This is a genomic window from Dyadobacter sp. SRI_021 (assembly GCF_057586235.1).
Genome location: NZ_JBYCZM010000002.1, coordinates 512,095 through 533,607, shown reverse-complemented (window position 1 = coordinate 533,607; position 21,513 = coordinate 512,095). Strand labels below are relative to the sequence as shown.

The following is a 21,513-nucleotide window of genomic DNA, read 5'->3' as shown; positions in this document are numbered from 1 at the left end:
CAGACCTGAACCACGTACCTGTTAGCATACATCATGATCATTGCCGACCACATCAGCAAGCATTTTAATGGTATTGAGGCCGTTAGGGATGTTTCCTTCCGGGTAGGCGAAGGCGAAACCATGGTACTGCTGGGTACGAGCGGCTGCGGAAAAACCACCACGCTGAAAATGCTCAACCGGCTGATAGAACCCACTTCCGGCCGGATCGAGATTTCGGGCAAAGATATCTCCGGGGAAAACCCGGAAATGCTGCGCCGGTCGATCGGCTATGTTTCTCAAAACAATGGGCTTTTCCCGCATTATACCGTGGCCGAGAATATCGCGGTTGTGCCGAAACTGTTGAGTTGGCAGCCGAACGAAATTCAGGAACATACCGTGCGCTGGCTCGAACAGCTGAAACTACCTCCGCATTTCAAAAATAAATACCCGGGCGAGCTGAGCGGCGGACAACAGCAGCGGATCACCATTGCCCGTGCATTGATAGCGGATCCGCCCATTCTGCTCCTCGACGAGCCCTTTGGCGCACTCGACCCTGTAACGCGTACAAGCGTGCGAAATGACTTCGCGGAGCTGCCCGCACTGAAACGGAAGACCGTCGTGCTCGTCACCCACGATGTGCAGGAAGCGCTTCAAATGGGCGATCATATTTGCCTGATGGACAAGGGCAGCATTGTACAACAAGGCAAGCCCGGCGATCTGCTACTCAGGCCCGTGAACGAGTTCGTACACTCGTTCCTGGGCCAGCAACTCGACGATATTTCCCGCATTTACGAACGCATCAGAGCACAAGGGTAATGGAAGAGCAACAGTCACTTTGGGGTTTTATAGCGCAGCAGTCGGGTAAGCTGTGGGACCAGACTGTGGCCCATATCGGTCTCACCTGCATCTCGTTGCTCATCGCCATTGCCGTAGGACTACCGCTGGGAGTCTGGATCGCGCGGCGGAAAAAAGCTGCGTGGCTGGTGCTTGGAATCGCAGGAGTGCTGCAAACTATTCCCAGCATTGCGTTGCTTGGTTTTATGATACCGCTGCTGGGCATTGGTGCCTTGCCTGCGATTACCGCGCTGTTTCTATACGCATTGTTACCTATTATCCGCAACACATACACGGGTATCACGGGCGTCGATCCGGCCATCACCGAATCTGCGAGGGGCATGGGTATGAACCCGTGGCAGATTTTGACAAGTGTGGAGTTGCCGCTAGCAATGCCCGTGATTCTCGCCGGAATCCGTACCGCCACGGTCATCAATGTAGGCGTCGCTACGCTCGCCGCTTACATAGCAGCGGGAGGTTTGGGCGAGTTTATTTTCGGGGGCATTGCATTGAATAATACACAAATGATCCTCGCCGGGGCCATTCCGGCTGCATTGCTGGCCGTATTGTTCGACTTCCTGCTATCGTTGCTCCAAAAGACTGGTTTGAGAAGCATGCGTAAAATCCAGGTTGTATTGCCCGTTTTGCTGCTTTTGCTCTCTTCCTTTTACCTGATCCCTTATGCCAAAGGCAAGCTGCTGGCTGGTTTTACGCCCGAATTCATGGGACGGGAAGATGGCTATTTAGGCCTGAAATCGAAGTACGGGTTGGATATTCCTACCGTGGTGATCAGCGACGCCGTGATGTATAAGGCTGCATTTGAAGAAAAGCTCGACGTGATCAGCGGGTACAGCACGGACGGTCGGCTGAAAGCATTCGACCTCGTAACGCTGGACGACGACCAGCACATTTTCCCGCCCTACTATGCCGCGCCCGTGGTGCGGAGCGAGGCACTCAGGCAATACCCTGAATTACAGTCGGTATTAGAGCAATTGTCGGGGTATATCGGTGATTCCGTCATGACCGAACTGAACTACCGTGTCGATTATCTCAAACAAGCTCCTGACCGTGTTGCCCATGAATTTCTCGTTTCCAAAAATCTCTACCAGTCGCCTCGCAGCGGTCATAAGGGCACGCTGCGCCTCGGTTCGAAGATTTTCGCCGAGCAGTACATTCTCATTCAAATGTACAAGGAACTGATCGAAGGACATACCGACCTGAAAGTTATTACCAAAACCGGGCTGGGCGGCACCAAAATCTGTTTCGACGCATTGACCAACGCCGAAATCGATATGTACCCCGAGTACACGGGCACTGGCTTGCTTGCGATCCTGAAACCCGGTCGCCAACAGCTGGAAGAACTCGGAGGCGATCGCGAAAAGGTCTATGCCTACGTCAAAAATGAATTTTTAAAACAATACAAGCTCCAATGGCTCCGTCCCATCGGCTTTAATAATGCTTATGCGCTGATGATGCGTCGCGCGCAGGCACAATCCTTGAATATCCAAACCATCACAGATCTGAAAAACTATGCAACTAATGGAAGCCACCGGCATTAGGGAAGCATTTCACAATGTCAGGAAACTCTCGGAATACATTTGCGAGCCACTGGAAACGGAAGATTACGTGCCGCAGCCCGTTGCATTCGTAAGCCCGCCCAAGTGGCACCTGGCACATTCAACCTGGTTTTTTGAGACTTTCGTCCTCAAACCCAATGTAGCGGCGTATCGCGTTTACGACCCCGATTTCAATTATCTGTTCAACAGCTATTACAACAACGTAGGCGAACGCACGCTCCGCACTGATCGTGGGAATGTGACGCGCCCCACTACCAAAGCCGTGTACGCCTATCGCCGGTATGTCGACGAGCAAATGGACGCGTTGCTCGAAAATCTCTCCGATCCGGAAATCCTGGCTTTGGTAGAGCTCGGCCTGCACCACGAGCAGCAGCACCAGGAGCTTCTGATCACCGATATCAAATACATCCTCGGTCATAACCCGCTCTTTCCGGTTTACCGCGAAGGACAGAACATGGTCGGCGGTCGCAACACCGAAACCGGCTTTCTGGCCATTCCCGAAGGCATTTACGACATCGGGCACCAGGGTGAAGGGTTTTGTTTCGACAATGAATTGGGTAGGCACAAAGTATATTTACATGGGTTTGAAATTGCAAAAGGACTCGTTACCAACGGTGAGTACATCGAATTCATGGAAGCCGGCGGTTATCAGGACTTCAACCTTTGGTTGGATGAAGGCTGGTCCTGGGTAAATCAAAATCAGGTTTCTGCCCCGATGTACTGGCACCGGATCGAAGCCGAATGGCATTATTTTACATTGAATGGCTTGCAAAAAGTGGATCGTGAAGCTATTCTAAGCCATATCAGTTTTTTCGAAGCCGCCGCATTTGCCCAATGGAAAGGGATGCGCCTGCCTACCGAGTTCGAATGGGAGATTGCCTCCGCCAACCTCGACTGGGGCCAGCGCTGGGAATGGACCAACAGCGCCTACCTGCCCTACCCGGGCTTTTCGAAAGCGCCGGGGGCCGTCGGAGAGTATAATGGCAAGTTCATGGTGAACCAGATGGTACTCCGCGGCGCGTCAGTAGCCACTTCGCCCGGACACGCCCGCAAGACCTATCGTAACTTCTTTCACACACACGAGCGCTGGCAGTACACAGGCATCCGGCTCGCGCGATAAATCAATCGATATGACAGACTTACAAACTTTTGCGAGAGACGTTCACAAGGGATTGTCCGCACCACAGAAACACATTTCAAGCAAGTATTTTTACGACGATATAGGCAGCGGGATTTTCCAGGACATTATGAAAATGCCAGAGTATTACCCTACACCGTGCGAGTTCGAGATTTTGTCGCTGCAAGGGGAAAATATTATCAAAAAGCTGACATTCACCGGCCCGTTCCAAATCGTAGAATTCGGCGCGGGCGATGGTATCAAAACACGTCAGTTGCTGAAAAAGCTGGTCGAACAGCAGGTCGACTTTACCTATGTTCCGATCGACATTTCTTCCAAAGCCATTGAAGAGCTAACGGCAAATATGCATGCCCACTTGCCCGGTTTGAAGATCAGCCCGATGATCGGCAACTACTTCTCTATGATGGAGGAACTGGCTGCATCGGGCGTACCGAGCCTTTTACTTTTCCTGGGCGGAAATATCGGCAATTACGAAGCACACGAGGTCAAAAGCCTGCTCGCCGATTTCCGCAAATGTATGAGCCCGGGCGATTACCTGCTCACGGGCTTCGATCTGCAAAAGAACCCGGCCACCGTGCGTTGCGCCTATGACGATCCGCGTGGCATCACCAAAGCATTCAATATCAATTTATTACACCGTATCAACCGGGAACTGGGCGGAAATTTCAAAACCAACCAGTTTGATTTCTACTCGCATTACAATCCGGTTAACGGCGAAGTACGAAGCTATCTGGTAAGCCTGGTGCCGCAAAAAGTACATATCCGGCATACCGACAAGTGCTACGATTTCGACCGGAACGAACTGATCTGGACCGAACTTTCCAAGAAGTATACATTATCTGAAATTGAAGAAGTAGCCGCGGCCAACGGCTTCCGGGTTGTAGAGCATTTTCAGGACTGCAAGGCCTATTTTACGGATAGCCTCTGGACGTTGTGAAATGATGTTGTATTATTAATTGTCATCCTGAGCGAAATCGAAGGCCGGCCCTGTACCGGCCTTCGGCTTCGCTCAGGCTGACAGCAATCTGATTAATTATTGAACTCTCACACTACGAGCACATTGCCTCAGTTGCTCGATACAAACTTGTTGAAGCGGCTCTCTTTACCATCAGCCGTTTTTTCCTGGTACAAAAATTCCAGTTTGCTTTCGTCGAATTTCTGGAAAAAATCTTCCCAGCTGATTTCCTCCAACGAATCCTCACCGCTGTATCCTGGAAAATCGATGCGCAGGATGCCGTCGCCATCTTTTTTCTTGCCGGTGGCCTTCACTACCGAAGGCACACCGCCACGCTTCTCCACCCAGGCCCGGATCGTATCGTGGTCGCGGGTCGAAGTATTGGATCCGGAACTGCCTGACGATTTTTTCGAACCGGTAGATTTGCTATCCGGCGTCTTGGCGCCGGCTGACTTCGATCCCGCCGATTTAGAGTTTGCAGATTTTGCATTCGCTGACTTCGTACTATCTGATTTGGTACCGCCCGATTTAGGTTCGGATTTCGCTCCGGTTGACGCCTTTTTACCGGCAGCCCGTGCAGCGGCTGTGGTCTCCGCGGCTGTTTTTTTAGTAGCGGATGCCTTCGAAGACGTCGATTTCGCGGTGCTTTTAGTCGTAGCCCTGGTGGCCGTACTTTTCGAAGAAGCGCTTTTTTCCGAAGCGCCTTGTTTCATTTTAGAAGAGGCTTCTTTGGTATTGCCCTTTGTTGTAGTAGCCATGGTTTCAGTTGTTTGATTTGAAACCCATTAGCTTCAAAAAGCGTGCCGTGCGTCGCAGGCTGAAACTTCTCAATCTTCCAAAACCCGTATTGCCCCTTTCAGCCGGAAACCACACACCCGCATACCGGCCTTCTCCAAAGTAGCCTGGGAAATGCGATTACCGATATTGCAGCGCGCGGCGGGCACGCGGCCCATCCGGTATGCGATGCGTTTCAGTTCCTGCACAATATAGGTCGCATAGCCTTTTTCGCGGTGCGTTTCGCGCGTCTGCATATAGATGTCGGCATAAGGAATGTTATAATTGAGCATCAGGCCGCCACTGGCGACGATCTCGCCGTTCGCCTCGACCACGTATTCACTATCGTCGCCATTCATCGGGTCATGCTCGGAGCGTTTGCGGAAAATGGCTCCCGGCATTTCGAAGGAAGTCTGGAAACCGTCTTCAAAAAGAATGGCTTCCGCAAAAGAATTTTCGCAGAAACGATAGAGCATTGTGGTCAGGAAAATGTCGTTGCTCTGGCTTTCGATCCATATCGCTTTGCAATGCGATTGAAATTCCTCAAATACAATGCTGGCATGTTTTCGGTAAGGCGGCAGCAGATAAAATTCGAAGATCGTGTCGCGGTCCTGTCGGCGATCGGTGCCCCAAACGGAACCATAACCTATGCGGACATTGTCGATCCGAAACAGCCAGGTATCGGCCCAGCCATAGTCGTGGCACTTGTTACAGACAAACTGGAAGTTGTTTTCGTGCAGGAACATCGTGCGAAGGTCCCTGATCCCATCCAGCCCGATTTTAGAAATACTAACTCGCATAGTGTGGCGCGCAAAGTGTAGGGGTAAGCGGGTAATAAGATAGTATAATGGTATGAAAAAAACTAGCTGCATTGCAGGAAATACGGTGCTTCACCGGCCTTTTTTTGTACGGGCATGGCGGCTAAAAACACGTCAGCAAGGCAGCGGCGGTGCTTTTTGTTAAACCGACATTTCTATTCACTATATCCCAGACCGGCATGAAGCCTCTAATTCAGACCGTTACCTTTTTTACACTTATTATCTTCCAATGCCACGCGCAGGGTGACGCCGCCTCGAAGCTTTGGTATAAACAACCCGCAAAACAATGGGAAGAAGCATTACCCATTGGCAATGGTGCACTGGCCGCCATGATCTTCGGCGGCGTGGAAACCGACCAGATCCAGTTTAACGAGGAGACGCTATGGACAGGCGAACCAAGAAGTTACGCACATAAGGGCGCCTCCGCACACCTGGGCGAGATTCGCCGACTCCTCAATGAAGGCCAGCAAAAGGAAGCTGAAAAGCTGGCCAATGAGCAGTTCATGAGCCAGCCCATGCGGCAAATGGCCTATCAGGCTTTTGGTGATGTGTATGTAGACTTTCCGGGCCACACGCAGCACAGTGCATATGTACGCGAACTCGACCTCCGGGGCGCCACTGTAAAAAGCAGTTATGAATCGGGCGGCATCCGCTATACGCGCGAGGCATTCGCCAGTTATCCTGCGAAAGCGATCTATTACCAAATCACCAGCTCACAGAAAGGCAAACTGGATTTTACCGTACGGATGGACGCTATTCACGCAAAAAAAGAAGTGAATATGGGCGAAAAACAGATTGAACTGGAAGTTTACGTCAATAAAGGTGCGCTATTCGGTATCGCCAAACTCAAAGTCGTCACTGATGGCGCGGTAAAACAAGCCGATGGGAAACTGTTGATTTCAAATGCCACGAATGCGACGCTCATACTTGCGGCCTCCACCAACTACGTCGATTACAAAAACGTAAATGGCGACCCCGCTGCAAAAACGTCCGAAATCCTCCGGAATGCACCCAATTTTGAAAAAGCATTGGCCGCGCATTCGACGGATTATCGAAAGCTTTACAACCGGTTCGCGCTGACGCTACCGGCCAGCAATGCGTCCGCATTACCTACCGACGAGCGCCTGAGCCAGTTCAAGAGCAAGCCCGACGACCCGGCATTGCTCGCATTGTATGTCCAGTTTGCGCGATACCTGCTCATTGCCAGCAGCCGGCCGGGAACGCATCCCGCCAATTTGCAAGGTAAATGGAACCACAAGCTTAATCCGTCGTGGGATAGCAAGTACACCGTGAACATCAACACCGAAATGAACTACTGGCCTGCCGAAATGACCAACCTCAGCGAGTGCCACGAACCGCTGTTTCAAATGGTAAAGGAAGTTTCCCTAACCGGAACGGAAGTAGCGAAGGAACACTACAATGCAAAGGGCTGGGTGTTACACCATAATACGGATGTGTGGCGCGGGGCGGCGCCCATCAATGCCTCCAATCACGGCATTTGGGTAACGGGGGGCGCCTGGCTCAGCCTGCATTTGTGGGAACACTATCGGTTCACCCAGGATAAGGCATTCCTGCAAAACACAGCTTATCCACTAATGAAAGGCGCAGCGGAGTTTTTCCTCGATTTTTTGGTTAAAGATCCGAAAACAGGCCTCCTGATCAGCTCGCCCTCCAATTCTCCGGAAAATGGCGGGTTGGTGGCCGGTCCGACGATGGACCATCAGATCATCCGTGCGTTGTTCAAGGCCTGCATTGAAACGGCCGACATTTTAAAAACAGATGCCGCATTTGCTCAAAAACTGGCTGAAACCAGCCGGCAAATCGCACCGAACCGGATTGGCCGTTACGGACAATTGCAGGAATGGATGACCGACATCGACGATACTACGAGCCATCACCGCCATGTTTCGCATTTGTGGGGCGTGTACCCGGGCGAAGAGATCACGCCAACCGGCACGCCCGAGCTGCTCAAAGCGGCGATGAAATCGCTCCATTACCGCGGCGACGACGGCACGGGGTGGAGTTTGGCTTGGAAAATCAACTATTGGGCAAGGTTCCTGGACGGCGAACACGCCTATACCATGATCCGCAAGCTTTTCAATCCGGTGTATGACGCCGGTCAGAAAATGAGCGGCGGCGGCTCCTACCCCAACCTGTTCGACGCCCACCCGCCTTTTCAGATCGACGGCAACTTCGGCGGTGCCGCCGGTATCCTCGAAACATTGGTGCAGAGCCATCTGAACGAAATCAGTCTGTTGCCCGCACTACCGGGCGCTCTCCCAACCGGCCGTGTTACCGGACTTTGCGCCCGTGGCGGGTTTGAAATGGATATGACCTGGAAAAACGGACAACTCGAAACCCTAACGGTCCGCTCGAAAGCCGGCAACCCATGCAGGCTGCGCTATGGCAACAAGACGGTATCGGTGAATACGACGAAGGGCAAAACCTACCGTTTCGGGCCGGATTTGAAGGTTTTAAAATAAAATTGTTTTTTTTCAGCGGCCCGAAAATGCTGCTGACATACTGCTGTCACTCGGCGATGTTTAGTTTGTAATGTAATCAAACAATAAACTTTAAAAACCTTTGACATGGAAACTACTAACACCGCACAAGAACTGGCCGCTCCCGCAACCGTTATTACCGCTGAGGCACTTCTGGAACATTGGCAAGGCCACCGTCGCGTCAGCCGTAAGGTTATCGAAGCATTTCCTGAGGATCAGTTTTATACTTTTTCGATCGGCGGCATGCGTACTTACGCCCAGCTCACCATGGAGATGATCGGCCTGGCAGCTCCCGGTATACGCGGTATCGCATTCGGCGACTGGACATTCAGTGAGCCTGTGCTCAATCACTCGACTCCCGCACCAGCCACCAAAGCGGAAGTGCTCAACCTTTGGGACCTGGTAACCGACTACATTAACACGCTGTGGCCGCAAATTCCTGCGCAGCGCTTCAACGAGGTGGAAGCAGCCTTTGGAATGTACGAAAACACGATCTACAACACGATCCTTTACCTGATCGACAATGAGGTTCACCACCGTGCACAAGGCTACGTGTACCTGCGTGCGCTGGGCGTGGAACCGCCATTCTTCTGGGATCGCGCCTAACAGCCGATAAATTCCGCCCCATTTCACTTTCCTCCGTAAGCTGCGCTGACCAGCCAATGCTCCCGGTCGGAAGGAGAAATGGGGCTTTGATTTTCATGGAATGGTTTTAGTGCCTACCTTAGCGCCATTGAAACTCTTGAAATTGAGAACTATGCCGCACATGAAATCCAAAGTATGGACAGTAGCCGCCGCTGTGGGCCTGCTATTTTCCTTAAACACCAATGCGCAGGTACGACAGCCCGCGCCAACGGGACAAGTCCCGAGAGCCTATTCCGGCGCACAATCGGCCCCCGCCACTACTTTCAAACCAAAACCTACGGGCCAGATTGCACCTGAGGCACCAGGACAACTCGGTACCATCGTCCAACCCGCACCGGCCGTTGTACCCGGTCAGAAAGTATCCGAGGTGCAGGATCTGGGGTTTGAAGTGAACTCACGGCCCGTTACCCAGCAGGGAACGGTACCGAAAGTAACTACCTCGCAAGACCCGCGAACCATGACCGAACGCTATCAACCGCAGCTGATCCAGCAGCAATCCGCCGCTGCATCCGGCCAGGTCCAGCAGGTTCAAATGCAGCAGGCGCCTTCGACCGGAACACCCGTCCCAGGAACCTATGCTCCCGCGACGCAAACGTCGCCTGTGCAAGGCGCTACACAGCCCACGACCGGTCAAACGGTGCCACAGCAGGGCCAGGGTAATACACAATCGACGGCTCCGCAGCCAACCCAATACAACGCTCCGAAAGCCGCGCACCAACGCGTGGATCCGAAATAGCCCAAACCCCGGTTTTCTCCGGGGTTTTTCATTTCTCCGGCATTTCATTCCACTCGCCAAGAACTTCTTTGGCACAATCACACCCGTAATTTGTCTTATACTCACCCCGGAAAAATGCCGGGCTGGCCGTATTTTTGTAACAACACTTCGCAAGCCGGTGACAATCCGGTAATTAATCGATATCGTTATGAAAACGTTTTATGCGGTTTTAGCCAATTCGCTGGCAGCTGCGCTTACGAATACGTTTGTCTGGTTTGCCGTCACGTTCTGGGTCTATCTCGAAACCCGATCGGTACTCGCCACCTCGGTCATGGCCGGGGTTTACCTTGCAACAGTGGCCGTTTCCGGCTTCTTTCTGGGCTCGATCGTCGACAGGTACCGGAAAAAGACTTCGATGATGCTCTCGGCTACGCTCACGTTGGTACTCTACATCATCGCCCTGATCATTTACATTTCCACGCCCGAAGCCGTTTTCAAAGACGATTCGAGCGTTAATCTCTGGCTCTTTATCACGCTTTGCCTCTTCGGGGCCATTACCGGAAACATCCGCTCCATTGCATTGTCCACCGTGGTGACGATCCTGATCGAGGAAGACAACCGGGACAAGGCCAACGGCATGGTCGGTACGGCGAATGGCGTGTCGTTTTTGATCGCGTCGATTTTCAGCGGGTTGGTGATCGGTTATCTGGGTGTATTATGGATGATGGTGCTGGCCGTAGGCCTGAGCGTCCTGGTAATCCTGCATTTACTCACGATCTCCATTCCTGAAAAAGAAGTCGTCCACACCGAATCGCACGCGCAGCATATCGATATCCGGGGTACCGTTGCGGCAGTGGGCATGGTTCCGGGCCTGTTCGGATTAATTTTCTTCAATACATTCAACAACTTCCTGGGCGGGGTATTCATGTCGCTCATGGACGCGTACGGCCTCTCGCTCGTATCGGTGCAGGCTTGGGGAATCCTGTGGGGCGTGCTGAGCCTTGGTTTCATCGTGGGCGGATTGGTGGTAGCAAAGCGCGGTTTGGGAAAAATGCCTTTGAAAACATTATTTACCTCGAACATCGTGATGTGGCTGATATGCATGATTTTCCCCATTCAGTCGTCCATTGTGCTACTGGGCATTGGTATGTTCGTTTACCTCTGCCTGATCCCCGTTGTGGAAGCGACCGAGCAGACGATCCTTCAAAAGGTCATCCCGCACGAACGTCAGGGCCGCGTATTCGGGTTCGCGCAAAGCATTGAGCAGGCCGCCTCTCCGATCACCGCATTCATGATCGGGCCTATTGCCAAATTTATTTTCATTCCTTTCATGACAACCGGCGCCGGCGTACGACTGATCGGCTCCTGGTTCGGGACAGGAACGGCACGTGGCCTGGCACTTTTGTTTATTGTAACGGGCATTGTGGGTCTCATTGTAACACTGATCGCCATGCAATCAGCTGCTTACCGGAAATTGTCGCTCGTCTATCAGAAACCCGCGCCTGAATACGATACCGACGACCTGCCTGTCAGCGAGCAGGCCTCATAGTCTTTTATTTTCAATCAACAACTAACCTACACAGCTATGTTTGGACAAACGAAAGCTTTCAGCGGATACTCGGTAGATGACCTGCGGAAAGCACGACAGTTTTACGGCGAAGTACTTGGAATAGAAGTATCGCAGGAGCAGGAAATGCCGGTCCTCCATTTGCACATTCACGGAGGCTACGAAGTGATCCTGTACGAAAAACCGAATCACGAGCCAGCGACTTTCACCGTACTCAATTTCCCGGTCAGGAACATTGAAGAGGTCGTTAAAGCACTCAAATCCAAAGGAGTGAAATTCGAAAGCTACGACTGGCCAGGATTCAAGACGGACCCGGACGATATCATGCGGGGCAACGGCCCGACCATTGCCTGGTTCACCGATCCGGCCGGCAATATCCTGTCGGTCATTGAAACTGAAAAATAATCATCCTTAACCTTCAACTGAGAACATGGAAAATGTGAAGAGCACCCGCATGCAGGGCATTGTGAGCCTCTACGACTTGCAAACTCCCTTTTTTGCCTTTGTAACAGAAAACATATCCCACGAAGACACGCAAAAGCGGCTGGATACCAAAGCCAACCACATTGGTTGGCTCGCAGGCGCGCTCGTAGAGCAGCGTTTCGATCTGGCACGCCAGTTCGGCTATAAGGGCCAGCAGCAGGCCAACGAGCTTTTTAAAGACTTCAAGGGAATTCAGGATGGTGTGGAGTATCCGTCGATCGCCTCGTATCAGGAGGATTGGAATAAAATCACACCTATCCTAAAAGAATTGCTGAGCAATGTGAGCGATGAAGAACTGGAACGGCGCATCGATATGGGGCCGGAGTTTTCATTATCGCTGTATGAGCTGATCACCTTCTCGATCTACCGCGAAGCGAATATCATCGGGCAAATCGCCCTCTGGCGGAGATTACTCGGATATCCGGGCATGCGTTACATGTAGAAATAGGCGGAATTGTGCTTTCTTGCGGGCTAAACAGCGATCAGACATTTATGAAAATGTTCCAGCAAGGCATTCAGCTCAAAGCAAGAAGCCGCGGTTTTCACCTCATTACGGGGGAAATCCTTCACGCACTACCGTCGATCACCGAAATCAAAGCCGGGATGTGCCAGGTATTTATCCAGCACACCTCGGCTTCGCTGACGATCAACGAAAATGCGGACCCTACTGTGCGCATCGATTTTGAAATGTATTTCAATAAATCCGTCCCTGAAAACGATCCCGATTACCGGCACGACTATGAAGGTTCGGACGATATGCCGGCGCATTTGAAAGCATCATTGCTGGGGAGCTCGGTGATGATCCCGGTGCGGAACGGCCGGCTCGCACTCGGTACGTGGCAGGGCATTTATCTCTGCGAGCACCGCGACTACGGCGGGCCGAGAAACCTCATGATTACGGCCTGGGGAATTTAGCCACGTGGGACATCAAGCGCTTACCCTCTATTTTTTGGCCTTCCCTAACTCAGCAGGAATGCAGAATAGCCTTGGGATAGCTCAAAGTACTATTCGCATCAACCATTCAATATTATTAAAAGTATAAAACATATTATAAGTATGCAACATTTTTCCTCAGCCAGAACCTCAGGGACCCTTCTGGCAATCAATACAGGAAAATGAGCTTACAATCCATTCAGCGCCATTGCCTTATCGTGTCCGATCCCGGTCCGTCGTTAGTCCAGACCTTTTCGCAAAGCGCAATCTGTTTCAGGAACGAATCCCTCGTTGGTGCAGTCAGCACATTTCCGTCCGAAAGGTATTGATAGCCCGTCAGCTGGTCCATGCAGGAAATAACCATTTGCTTTTCTGCGCCGCCTGCAAAGTTGGCGTCGCATTGCAGCGCATACCTGAGCATATCGGTATCGAGAATTCCCGTCCGAAATGCCCCCTGGTGCCCACTCGGGCGGTTCGTTTCGTGCAGGTTATGGATGAGTGCAACTGGGCAGTTTTCTGCCGACATCCAGCCGTTTCCGTGGCGGGTTTGATAGGCCCTGGTCAGGTAGTAAACCGTCGGAGTAGTTTGCTGACCGTTGCGGCGCAGTATTTCAAATGCATTTCGGCTGGTCGTATTCGACCGGGTGACATTCGGGAAGATGCCAAAATCCATATCCAGCAGGATTCCCTGACCACCTTCAAAAATATAATTTTCAAAACCCATTTCGAACAGCCGGCTTTCCGTCAACAAGCGGATGGTACCACGGGCGCTATCCACATCGCGCAGGAAATGGTCCAGCCGTAGGATTTCCAGTTCCAGGGCTTCCAGGCAGCTTTCCAGCCCACGGGCTTTGAACCTGGTCCGATAATAGTCGCGGACGGCTTCGAGTTTACGCTCCAAAACCGAAGGAAAAAACAGGTCCTGGGCATAAAGCTTGAACGGCCCCTGGTTCCGCTCGACGGTCGCGCCAAAGCCCACGCCCACGGTGCCGTGAGCGAGGTTGGCGCGGTCGTTGATATTATAGAATTTGTCAAAAGGGGTTGTAACCATGGCCAGCGGGTCCACAAACAATACGGGGCTGATGCCGCATTGCTGCAATGCCCTGAGTTCCCGTACAATACCCGTCGGATCGATCGTGCAGAACCGGGAGAAGAACACGGGTATCTGCCGGAAAGAGCCTGAACCAAAGTTCGAAAACACATGCAACTGACTATCCGCATGCATAACGGTATGCCCGCATTGATGCCCTCCATTGAACCTGATCACGACCGGGTGGGCCAGTTTAGAGGAAAGGTAGTCGGTAAAAACGCCCTTTCCCTCATCACCATAACCCATCCCCAAAACAATGTGAGTATGCGCCATTACAATGCGATAATGCCGGAAGCGCCATGATCGCGGCGAACGAGTGAATCTTTAACGGCCACCAGCGCATTGGAAACAGATTGTCGTGTTTTGCTGTCGAAACCACTCATTGCTGCGTCCGCACTAACCCCTTTTACCAGCGCTACGGTCGTGGCGATGAGCTCGGCAATGTTATTCTGGTCTTCCAACACCAGGAAACGCTCTCCGAGCAATGCCTTCCATTGTGAAAACACGAAATGGTCATTGTGATAGCTGGCTTCATTGGCATGAATGTGAAAAATGAAATAGGACCGGCAAGCTTCGTTCAACAACGAGGCCGCGCTGAGGTTTTCCTTTCCACGGTACCCGCATTTCGCTTGCAACAAATCGGCCGCCATTACATCGTGGAAACCTTCGTCGCCGATTGTAAAAAGGAAGCCTTTCTCCTGCCTTTTTTCAAACGAATCAATGGAAGTATGCCTGGCAGCGAAGTACCATGCCAATGGGTAACTTTCGCGATTCTGTCCGCCTCCGCCCCGTTCGATGAAAATCTTTGAAAGGCAGGCATCCAGCTCCATCGTACCCGACTCGAACTGACCTACCTGCAAGGGGTAATCGTCGGAAATATGGTCGCCAACCGCCATAAACATGATTTGCGGATCCAGTATACCATTACTTATCAGTGTATTCATCAATGCCCCGAGTTTGTTTTTGATCAGGTTTTCGGGGATGGACCCCATCGAACCGGTTACGTCGAGCGCCACGATGATCGGCACCGAATCGGGATGCAACTGCGAATCCCGCGACTCGCGGACGTTGACACCTTCCGGAGAAAGATCGGGATGGATCACACCCAGCTTGTTTTGTGTAAAATTGTCGTCGATCGATTGCGTCCTGCGTACCCGGCTTACGCTGTCGTAAGCGTCATCACTCCATGAGGAATAGCCCATTGTTTCAAATATTTAAGTGTATGAATTGTGATGGAAAATTTCGGTCGAGCATTTCGCGGTACTTTTCGTAGCACGCCAGTGAATCGTCATCGGAGCTCAGGAGAAAATCTACAAACTCCCCCTGGTGCGTTTTCCGCAGCGAAGTACCAAGCCCCGAACGGTCGCCGAGAAGATAAGCGCCCATGCGTTTCACCATTTCCACATCGGCATTTTCCGTCGCTTTTTTGTCTCTCAGCAATTGTATGGGATACCAATGCCGGTAAGCGCCCGATATCGTCTGCACCCTGCCATTTAGCGGCGACAGGTGGTAAAAACCGGCCACAGCAATCCCGTGCGTTTCGGGCACGAGCATTACCTGTGCGGGCGTGAGGCCCAGGTGCGCATGGGCCGTGTGCCTGTGCAGCAGCATACAAAATTCCAGCAACCGCGAAACGACCCAATTGACGTGCTCTTGCGATAACGTCAGGTCCACCAGCGGTATCGCTCTTTGGGAAAGCAAGAAACTGTTATCGGAATCCCAGCTGTATGGCATGTAACGCCTGAAATGTTCCGGCGCGCCGGCAGCAATTTCCTGCTGGTTTCGTTTGGCTTGCGCCACGGCCTGCCTGTCGCCCTGAAAGAGCACCCAGTGGTTATTGGTCAGAAACTTGCCTGAATCGTCAGCAAAAGGAGAGCCGCTGCCAAAATGCCGGAACAGTTCGATCAAGCGGTTCGTAGCTTCCTGCGCCGAGGGATGGCTGCATTTGTCCGGATGGACGGCCTTCAACATGTCCCGATAAGTCATTGCTGTACTTGCGGCCAACACCTGGTAATCGTTGGCTTGCAACACCTGCGCGATCAATACGCTGTCGTCTGTCATGACTCGTAGTTTCCTTTTATGAATACCCCAAATAGCCGAGAGAACGCCAAGGTATCAGAAGTAACGGCACCAAGCCCACGTCATTGAGCATGTGAGAGATATGGATTAGCAATCGGTGCAACAAGGGGCTAATTCCCTTTGTCACAATCACCCCCTGACAATGTCGCAAATCACATCTGTTTTTCTTCGTAGAACCCACTTAGTTTGTAACATCGGAATAATGCTAAACAGCGCGGATCAAAACAGCTCCAAAACTGATCGGAACAAATGGTAGAGGTATTCAAAACAACCGTAGAGAAGCAGAGCCAGGCGAAGTTACTCATCGATCTGATTTGCCTTGCATTTACAGGCTACCGGGCCACCTTCGATCTTGAAGATTGCGATAAAGTATTGCGGATCAGTTGTGAAGGCGCAGCGATATGCAATACCAGCGTCATAGGGCTACTGGAAAGCTTCGGTTATGAAGCAGCCGTTCTGGATGATGTTTATTCCGAAACCGGGCGCCCCGGCAGCTTTGCGAGTCCTACCCATTCTACAACCATATAAACTACATCAACTATGAAAAAGACACGGATCATCTACTGGGTTGTTACCGGCTTGCTGGCCATCATGATCGGCATTGGTGCGGTGTATGACGCCATTTCCGCACCCGAGGCGGTCGCGCACGTAACACGTATCGGCTATCCGGCTTATATAGTACCCTTCCTGGGCGTTGCCAAAATTCTCGGCGTCATTGCGATCCTCGTTCCTGGTTATCCCAGGATTAAGGAATGGGCCTATGCGGGTATTTTTTATGATTTGTTCGGCGCGTTTTATTCGCACATTGCATTCGGTGACGGCCCCGATATGTGGGCAGGTTTTATCATCGGATTTGCCCTTATCGCGGTATCCTATATCTATTATCACAAATTGCAACGGCAAACTTTTGCCACTGCTTAGTGACGCCCGGGCTCGAGGCCCCGTCTTTATGCCAATTCCATAACCAACTTATTACCAATCTTCTAACCTAAAACATCTCAAAAATGAAGATCATTAAGAAAATCCTGTTTGTCGTTGCAGGAATCATTGTACTGGCGCTGGTGGCCGCGCTTTTTGTGAGCAAGGAATACAGCGTCAAACGGGAGATCACCATCAACAAACCCAGCCAGGAGGTATTTGACTATGTCAAATTCATTAAAAACCAGGAGCATTATAATAAATGGGTGATGATGGACCCGAATATGAAAAAGGACTACCGGGGGACTGACGGTACAGTCGGCTTTGTATACGCCTGGGATAGCCAGAAAGACGACGTGGGAAAAGGAGAAGAAGAAATTAAGTTGCTCGACGAGGGTAAAAAAATCAACCTTGAAGTACGGTTCATCAGACCCTTCGAAGGACTTGCCACGACCGAGATGACCACCGAAGCCATTTCGCCGACGCAAACCAAAGTGTCGTGGGGAATGAGCGGGCGAAGTGCCTATCCCATGAACCTGATGAACACCGTCATGGACAGCATGCTTGGTGCCGATCTGGAACAGAGCCTTCAGACATTGAAAGGCATTTTAGAAAAATAGGGACACGGAATTGACCCATCAACAACTAATCCATTCAAAAACTATGTCAATCATTTCATCACCCGCGGAAGCGAAAACTAACGAAGCAGTGGACCGGAAACAGCTATTGCACGACCTCGATCAAACCGAGCAGGACTTTTACTCAATCCTTGCCGCATTGAGTCCCGGGCAGGTCAATATCGTCCCGTTCGAAGGCAGCTGGACAGCCGGACAGGTCGTTGAACATATCCTGATGGCCGAATCCGGCATTCCTGAGACGGTACTCGGCTCAACCGAGGAAACCGACCGCCCGGTGGCGCAATATGTACCCGTGATCGAATCGATATTCCTCGATTTCACGGCCAGGTATCAAGCGCCTGAATTCATCATCCCGTCGGCAGGCCCGCACGATCAGCAGCAATTGCTCGAAGCATTCAAGGCAGAACGCGCGGCGATCCGCGAGATTGCAGCCAACGAAGACCTCACGCTTACGTGTACGGATTTCGAATTCCCCCAAATCGCCAACCTTACCCGCTGGGAATGGATGCAATTTGTATTGTGCCATTCGAAAAGGCATACCCGCCAGCTGCGCAATATTTCGGAAAAAGTTAGTGGGGCATCCAACCTCTGATACCTCAAAGATTGATAACTTGCGGACTCATTTTTACGATCCAGGTACTATGTTCCGTAAGTTATCATTTTTGTTATTGTTGATGGTCGGCATGTCTAACAGCCATGCCCAGGTTGCTGCCACCAGTAAAAAAATAGCCCCTTTTCAAATCCGGCTTGTTAATGGCCAGCAATACACGTCGTCGCAGCTCGCGGCCGGGCCGGTGGTACTCATCTATTTTTCACCGGATTGCGAACACTGCCAGAGCTTCACCAAAGATCTGCTGAAAAATTCCAGCGTGGTTGCCAACAAACAGGTGGTTATGGTCACATTTCAGGCCATGGACATGCTGAAACCATTTGTGAGCCAATACAGCCTCGGTACTTACCCGAATTTCAAAGTGGGTACAGAAGGGACCTCCTACCTTGTGCAGCGCTATTACCAGATCCGCTCGTTCCCTTACATTGCCATTTACGACAAAAAAGGAAACCTGGTGAGGACATTCGAAGGCGAACAGCCGCACGCCGAAATTTTCAAAGCATTGAAGCAGATCTGAGAGCCGTTTCAGTTGGCAAACATCGCTTCATAATGCGCCGAAGGCGCTAAAATTCCACCGCTTTCGGCGTAAAACGACTTATCCGTAAGGTACACGCCTTTCTGCGTTTTTGTCCAGCTTCCATTCGCCATCGGATGGAAAGTGGTGAGCTTTTCCCAGTTCTTATAATATTGATGGCCGTTCGTTTCCTGCAAGCCTACCGACATTCCGGGGAAAGGCTGTAAACGGGCGGCCACATTTTTGTTCCAGTCGACCAGGATAGGATTCACCGTAAGGTCGGCGCAGAAGCAGGGTACCTTTTTTTCATAGGCGAGCTGGGTGATTTTCATGGTCATACTCAGCGTCTTGGCAATCGCTTTCACCGCAATCGCCGAATACCCGAGCTCAATGCGGTGTGCGGCGTCCTCTACCGTGTGCGCGCTTTCATCCGCAGCCACCCGCACACCCAGGTCTCCCACAAAGGCCTCGTTGCTTTCCTCAAACGGCTCCTCAATCACCGCAATCTGCTCGAATGCACCGATTTTTTGGGCATGATCGAGAAAGCGGAGCAGTGTTTCTTTCTTCTCGTAACGGCCATTCGCATCGAAATAGTAAGGAATCTTCCCATTTTGGGTATAAGGCGTTTCGTAGTGACCGATCGCCTTGTGTACCGCCGTCAGGAAGGCGATATCCTTCTCGATCATCTCCTGCTGCGTTCCCGCGGCGCCGGTTTTGAGTTTTAATATAAAATAACCTTCATCGGCCGCCTGCTTGATGCGCTCCGGCGTAGTACCGACCGCAAATGAAGGGATACTCGCCACCTTCTCATGCCGGTAGGAAAGTCCGGGCCGGTAGGCGGCAGGCACCATTTCATCAAACTGCTTCATGCCGTTCTCCTGCGCGTAAAGCAGCCAGGCGGCATTATCCACGCATACGAGGGCATTCAATGCAAAGGTCTTCCGCAGGTTCGGATTACCGGTGATTTTCTTGCCATAAGCAAGCACTTCGGGCAGGATATCATCGAGCAACTGCACCGGATCGTTGAACGACGTCCCTTTGATCATTTGCAAAGCATGCTCGCTCATGGCGTACATCAATGCATTACCGGCACTTTCGGAATGGGCAGCGAAGACTTTCGAATCCGACCATAATACGCCTTGTGTACCCAGGCCTACTTTGCGGATACCCGAGTCGGATTCCAGCATGGCAACAGCCTGCCAGCTGTCGGTAATGGCACTGCCTTTGAAACGGTAAGGGTTTAATGGCTCCCGCTCAAAGTTGGAGCTAACATTCTTAATGGTGATTTTCTTCACGGCAGGTTTCGAAAATGGGTTCGGGAATTGGTTTTCAGGCGCAAGCATACCGGCGGCAGCCAGTATACCCGCTCGGCGGGCAAATTCGCGTCGGGAGAAGTGTTCAGGTTTTCCGGAAATCATGGGTTTGGGAATGTGTTTCTAATAACCAGACTCGATATCAGGCAGCTACCCTGATCCAATATTTCAATTTTATTCCCAAATGCCCGTCAAAGCACGTTCAACCCGTTTTCGGAAATGCGGGCCGCATTTTCCGGGAATTAATTCTGATAAAACTCGTAATTCTCCTTTGTTACGATATCGATAGGCATATAATTCTGCTTCGTAACGGGTGCATTGACGACGAGCGTCTGGTAAAGCGCCATTATGCCGCGGTACCCCTGGTCATCGGGACGGTGGCAGATCAGAAAGTCGATTACATTATCTTCCAGGTAGTCTACGTTTTCCGTCACAAAATCATAGCCGATCAGCGATACGTGCGTTCGGTGGCTGTTTTTCAGGAAAGATGCGACCGTATGGACACGCGAATTAGTGACGAAAGCGGCGCCGATATCCTTATTTAAATGGAACACGTAGGTAAGGTGCCGTGCCACCGACTGGTAGTCCGTTTCGCGGATATCGATCCGCACGATCTCGTTTGGCTGGTTATTGTCATTGAAATACGCCCTGAAACCATCCTCGATTTCGAGGTAATTGTAGTTGTCAATCTCCTTGGAAATATTGATGATCAGCACCTTCTTCTCCGGTTCCAGCCGATAAGTCAGGAGCTTCGCGCCTACGTACCCGCTCTTGCGCAGATGCGGGCCTATGTACGAGAGGCTGTGCAGGTCGGGAATATCGGAATCGATGAAAACGTACGGGATTTTCCGTCGCATGCATTCTGCCGCAAACTTCCGGGTTTCCTCAATGAACGAAGGGGAAATCAGGATTCCGTGAAAACCTGCATCCAGCACACGCCGGATCTGGTCCGCGAACGAATCCTTATCATTCAGATCGAACAAAAACACCTGCACCTGCACCCCATACTGCTTCATTTCTGCCTCTGCGCGGCGTATTCCGTTCAGCGGTGCCGACCAGAAATCCGTTTCTTCCGACACGTCGGGTATCAATGCGGCGAGGTTAATGATCTTTTTGGAAGCCAGCCGGCTGGCAAGGATATTGGGCTGGTAGTCCATCTCCTTGATGATCGCATTGATCTTCGCCTTGGTCTTCTCCGAAACACCCGTCCGGTTATGCAGTACCCGATCGACCGTAGCGGTGGAGACATTGGCGCGCCTGGCGATTTCCTTCACGCCGAACAATTCATTCTCTTTTTCCATTCAAAGGTTTCGTTCGAAGGGATAAATATAGGCGTTGCACGGGCATTCCTGCAAGGAAGCTGCCCCGCTCGGCGCTATCTGTTGGTGTTAAAAGGGGAAATCCGCCGACATTTACCGTCACGCACTGTTCA

Annotated in this window: 23 protein-coding genes; 16 read left to right on the top strand and 7 right to left on the bottom strand. The window is 51.6% G+C overall.

Annotated features, from left to right (window positions below):
- Positions 1–33 precede the first annotated feature (33 nt).
- The 4 genes from AC2YIT_RS07530 to AC2YIT_RS07515 are packed head-to-tail and all read left to right on the top strand — an operon-like array spanning position 34 to position 4,465.
- Positions 34–795: an ATP-binding cassette domain-containing protein gene (locus AC2YIT_RS07530; RefSeq protein ID WP_430848008.1), complete on the top strand. Its 762-nt coding sequence runs from the start codon at positions 34–36 to the stop codon at positions 793–795.
- Positions 795–2,372 carry an ABC transporter permease/substrate-binding protein gene (locus AC2YIT_RS07525; RefSeq protein WP_487278788.1) on the top strand — a complete coding sequence of 526 codons (1,578 nt, stop codon included), beginning with the start codon at positions 795–797 and terminating at the stop codon, positions 2,370–2,372. The genes AC2YIT_RS07530 and AC2YIT_RS07525 overlap by 1 nt, the downstream gene beginning before the upstream one ends.
- Positions 2,353–3,510 carry an ergothioneine biosynthesis protein EgtB gene (gene egtB / locus AC2YIT_RS07520; RefSeq protein ID WP_487279014.1) on the top strand — a complete coding sequence of 386 codons (1,158 nt, stop codon included), beginning with the start codon at positions 2,353–2,355 and terminating at the stop codon, positions 3,508–3,510. Before AC2YIT_RS07525 ends, egtB begins: the two co-directional genes overlap by 20 nt.
- Before the next feature lie 10 nt (positions 3,511–3,520).
- On the top strand, positions 3,521–4,465 hold the full coding sequence (locus tag AC2YIT_RS07515; RefSeq protein ID WP_487278787.1) for an L-histidine N(alpha)-methyltransferase: 945 nt from the start codon (positions 3,521–3,523) through the stop codon (positions 4,463–4,465).
- A 128-nt stretch (positions 4,466–4,593) separates the two neighbouring features.
- Here the strand turns inward: AC2YIT_RS07515 and AC2YIT_RS07510 are convergent, their stop codons facing one another.
- The gene (locus AC2YIT_RS07510; RefSeq protein WP_487278786.1) at positions 4,594–5,241 is read right to left on the bottom strand and encodes a hypothetical protein; all 648 of its coding nucleotides are present in this window, start codon (positions 5,239–5,241) and stop codon (positions 4,594–4,596) included.
- 69 nt (positions 5,242–5,310) lie between these two features.
- A complete protein-coding gene (locus AC2YIT_RS07505) occupies positions 5,311–6,057 on the bottom strand; it encodes a GNAT family N-acetyltransferase (RefSeq protein WP_430847997.1) in 747 nt (248 codons plus the stop codon).
- A 197-nt stretch (positions 6,058–6,254) separates the two neighbouring features.
- Between AC2YIT_RS07505 and AC2YIT_RS07500 the strand changes: the two genes are divergently transcribed.
- The 7 genes from AC2YIT_RS07500 (at position 6,255) to AC2YIT_RS07470 (ending at position 12,901) form a co-directional block, all read left to right on the top strand.
- Positions 6,255–8,558 (top strand): glycoside hydrolase family 95 protein, encoded by a 2,304-nt coding sequence (locus tag AC2YIT_RS07500; protein ID WP_487278785.1) that lies wholly within the window; start codon positions 6,255–6,257, stop codon positions 8,556–8,558.
- A gap of 105 nt (positions 8,559–8,663) precedes the next feature.
- Positions 8,664–9,182: a DinB family protein gene (locus tag AC2YIT_RS07495; RefSeq protein WP_430847993.1), complete on the top strand. Its 519-nt coding sequence runs from the start codon at positions 8,664–8,666 to the stop codon at positions 9,180–9,182.
- Between the two features lie 160 nt (positions 9,183–9,342).
- The gene (locus tag AC2YIT_RS07490; protein WP_487278784.1) at positions 9,343–9,957 is read left to right on the top strand and encodes a hypothetical protein; all 615 of its coding nucleotides are present in this window, start codon (positions 9,343–9,345) and stop codon (positions 9,955–9,957) included.
- 187 nt (positions 9,958–10,144) lie between these two features.
- Complete coding sequence (locus AC2YIT_RS07485) at positions 10,145–11,485, top strand: MFS transporter (RefSeq protein WP_487278783.1); 1,341 nt, start codon at positions 10,145–10,147, stop codon at positions 11,483–11,485.
- A 36-nt stretch (positions 11,486–11,521) separates the two neighbouring features.
- Positions 11,522–11,908, top strand: coding sequence for a VOC family protein (locus tag AC2YIT_RS07480; protein WP_430847987.1), 387 nt, complete (start codon positions 11,522–11,524; stop codon positions 11,906–11,908).
- A 25-nt stretch (positions 11,909–11,933) separates the two neighbouring features.
- Positions 11,934–12,428: a DinB family protein gene (locus tag AC2YIT_RS07475; RefSeq protein ID WP_430847985.1), complete on the top strand. Its 495-nt coding sequence runs from the start codon at positions 11,934–11,936 to the stop codon at positions 12,426–12,428.
- A gap of 50 nt (positions 12,429–12,478) precedes the next feature.
- A complete protein-coding gene (locus AC2YIT_RS07470) occupies positions 12,479–12,901 on the top strand; it encodes a secondary thiamine-phosphate synthase enzyme YjbQ (RefSeq protein ID WP_487278782.1) in 423 nt (140 codons plus the stop codon).
- A 217-nt stretch (positions 12,902–13,118) separates the two neighbouring features.
- On the opposite strand, the gene AC2YIT_RS07465 is transcribed toward AC2YIT_RS07470, so the two are convergent.
- The 3 genes from AC2YIT_RS07465 to AC2YIT_RS07455 are packed head-to-tail and all read right to left on the bottom strand — an operon-like array spanning position 13,119 to position 16,070.
- Positions 13,119–14,282 (bottom strand): adenylosuccinate synthetase, encoded by a 1,164-nt coding sequence (locus AC2YIT_RS07465; RefSeq protein ID WP_487278781.1) that lies wholly within the window; start codon positions 14,280–14,282, stop codon positions 13,119–13,121.
- Positions 14,282–15,211, bottom strand: coding sequence for a hypothetical protein (locus tag AC2YIT_RS07460; protein WP_430847979.1), 930 nt, complete (start codon positions 15,209–15,211; stop codon positions 14,282–14,284). The genes AC2YIT_RS07465 and AC2YIT_RS07460 overlap by 1 nt, the downstream gene beginning before the upstream one ends.
- 4 nt (positions 15,212–15,215) lie before the next feature.
- On the bottom strand, positions 15,216–16,070 hold the full coding sequence (locus tag AC2YIT_RS07455; RefSeq protein ID WP_430847977.1) for a hypothetical protein: 855 nt from the start codon (positions 16,068–16,070) through the stop codon (positions 15,216–15,218).
- 267 nt (positions 16,071–16,337) lie between these two features.
- Between AC2YIT_RS07455 and AC2YIT_RS07450 the strand changes: the two genes are divergently transcribed.
- The 5 genes from AC2YIT_RS07450 to AC2YIT_RS07430 all read left to right on the top strand — a co-directional run bounded on the left by AC2YIT_RS07450 (position 16,338) and on the right by AC2YIT_RS07430 (position 18,771).
- Positions 16,338–16,616, top strand: a complete 279-nt coding sequence (locus AC2YIT_RS07450) for a hypothetical protein (protein WP_487278780.1) — start codon at positions 16,338–16,340, stop codon at positions 16,614–16,616.
- 12 nt (positions 16,617–16,628) lie between these two features.
- Positions 16,629–17,009: a DoxX family protein gene (locus tag AC2YIT_RS07445; protein ID WP_430847973.1), complete on the top strand. Its 381-nt coding sequence runs from the start codon at positions 16,629–16,631 to the stop codon at positions 17,007–17,009.
- A gap of 83 nt (positions 17,010–17,092) precedes the next feature.
- Positions 17,093–17,626, top strand: a complete 534-nt coding sequence (locus tag AC2YIT_RS07440) for an SRPBCC family protein (protein ID WP_487278779.1) — start codon at positions 17,093–17,095, stop codon at positions 17,624–17,626.
- 43 nt (positions 17,627–17,669) lie between these two features.
- Entirely contained in the window at positions 17,670–18,236 is a 567-nt protein-coding gene (locus AC2YIT_RS07435; RefSeq protein WP_430847969.1) for a DinB family protein, read from the top strand.
- Between the two features lie 91 nt (positions 18,237–18,327).
- Positions 18,328–18,771, top strand: coding sequence for a TlpA family protein disulfide reductase (locus AC2YIT_RS07430; RefSeq protein ID WP_430847967.1), 444 nt, complete (start codon positions 18,328–18,330; stop codon positions 18,769–18,771).
- Positions 18,772–18,779: 8 nt separating this feature from the next.
- Here AC2YIT_RS07430 and AC2YIT_RS07425 read toward each other — a convergent pair whose 3' ends face one another.
- Together AC2YIT_RS07425 and AC2YIT_RS07420 are read right to left on the bottom strand one after the other, a co-directional pair.
- Positions 18,780–20,186, bottom strand: coding sequence for an enolase C-terminal domain-like protein (locus AC2YIT_RS07425; protein ID WP_487278778.1), 1,407 nt, complete (start codon positions 20,184–20,186; stop codon positions 18,780–18,782).
- A gap of 137 nt (positions 20,187–20,323) precedes the next feature.
- On the bottom strand, positions 20,324–21,382 hold the full coding sequence (locus tag AC2YIT_RS07420; RefSeq protein WP_487278777.1) for a LacI family DNA-binding transcriptional regulator: 1,059 nt from the start codon (positions 21,380–21,382) through the stop codon (positions 20,324–20,326).
- Positions 21,383–21,513: the final 131 nt, after the last annotated feature.

Coding starts and splice junctions, on each gene's coding strand:
- AC2YIT_RS07450 (WP_487278780.1), top strand. CDS start 16,338: ATGGTAGAGGTATTCAAAACAACCGTAGAGAAGCAGAGCCAGGCGAAG.
- AC2YIT_RS07455 (WP_430847977.1), bottom strand. CDS start 16,070: ATGACAGACGACAGCGTATTGATCGCGCAGGTGTTGCAAGCCAACGAT.
- AC2YIT_RS07470 (WP_487278782.1), top strand. CDS start 12,479: ATGAAAATGTTCCAGCAAGGCATTCAGCTCAAAGCAAGAAGCCGCGGT.
- AC2YIT_RS07460 (WP_430847979.1), bottom strand. CDS start 15,211: ATGGGCTATTCCTCATGGAGTGATGACGCTTACGACAGCGTAAGCCGG.
- AC2YIT_RS07435 (WP_430847969.1), top strand. CDS start 17,670: ATGTCAATCATTTCATCACCCGCGGAAGCGAAAACTAACGAAGCAGTG.
- AC2YIT_RS07485 (WP_487278783.1), top strand. CDS start 10,145: ATGAAAACGTTTTATGCGGTTTTAGCCAATTCGCTGGCAGCTGCGCTT.
- AC2YIT_RS07420 (WP_487278777.1), bottom strand. CDS start 21,382: ATGGAAAAAGAGAATGAATTGTTCGGCGTGAAGGAAATCGCCAGGCGC.
- AC2YIT_RS07480 (WP_430847987.1), top strand. CDS start 11,522: ATGTTTGGACAAACGAAAGCTTTCAGCGGATACTCGGTAGATGACCTG.
- AC2YIT_RS07465 (WP_487278781.1), bottom strand. CDS start 14,282: ATGGCGCATACTCACATTGTTTTGGGGATGGGTTATGGTGATGAGGGA.
- AC2YIT_RS07440 (WP_487278779.1), top strand. CDS start 17,093: ATGAAGATCATTAAGAAAATCCTGTTTGTCGTTGCAGGAATCATTGTA.
- AC2YIT_RS07430 (WP_430847967.1), top strand. CDS start 18,328: ATGTCTAACAGCCATGCCCAGGTTGCTGCCACCAGTAAAAAAATAGCC.
- AC2YIT_RS07510 (WP_487278786.1), bottom strand. CDS start 5,241: ATGGCTACTACAACAAAGGGCAATACCAAAGAAGCCTCTTCTAAAATG.
- AC2YIT_RS07425 (WP_487278778.1), bottom strand. CDS start 20,186: ATGATTTCCGGAAAACCTGAACACTTCTCCCGACGCGAATTTGCCCGC.
- AC2YIT_RS07525 (WP_487278788.1), top strand. CDS start 795: ATGGAAGAGCAACAGTCACTTTGGGGTTTTATAGCGCAGCAGTCGGGT.
- AC2YIT_RS07490 (WP_487278784.1), top strand. CDS start 9,343: ATGAAATCCAAAGTATGGACAGTAGCCGCCGCTGTGGGCCTGCTATTT.
- AC2YIT_RS07505 (WP_430847997.1), bottom strand. CDS start 6,057: ATGCGAGTTAGTATTTCTAAAATCGGGCTGGATGGGATCAGGGACCTT.
- AC2YIT_RS07500 (WP_487278785.1), top strand. CDS start 6,255: ATGAAGCCTCTAATTCAGACCGTTACCTTTTTTACACTTATTATCTTC.
- egtB (WP_487279014.1), top strand. CDS start 2,353: ATGGAAGCCACCGGCATTAGGGAAGCATTTCACAATGTCAGGAAACTC.
- AC2YIT_RS07515 (WP_487278787.1), top strand. CDS start 3,521: ATGACAGACTTACAAACTTTTGCGAGAGACGTTCACAAGGGATTGTCC.
- AC2YIT_RS07530 (WP_430848008.1), top strand. CDS start 34: ATGATCATTGCCGACCACATCAGCAAGCATTTTAATGGTATTGAGGCC.
- AC2YIT_RS07445 (WP_430847973.1), top strand. CDS start 16,629: ATGAAAAAGACACGGATCATCTACTGGGTTGTTACCGGCTTGCTGGCC.
- AC2YIT_RS07495 (WP_430847993.1), top strand. CDS start 8,664: ATGGAAACTACTAACACCGCACAAGAACTGGCCGCTCCCGCAACCGTT.
- AC2YIT_RS07475 (WP_430847985.1), top strand. CDS start 11,934: ATGGAAAATGTGAAGAGCACCCGCATGCAGGGCATTGTGAGCCTCTAC.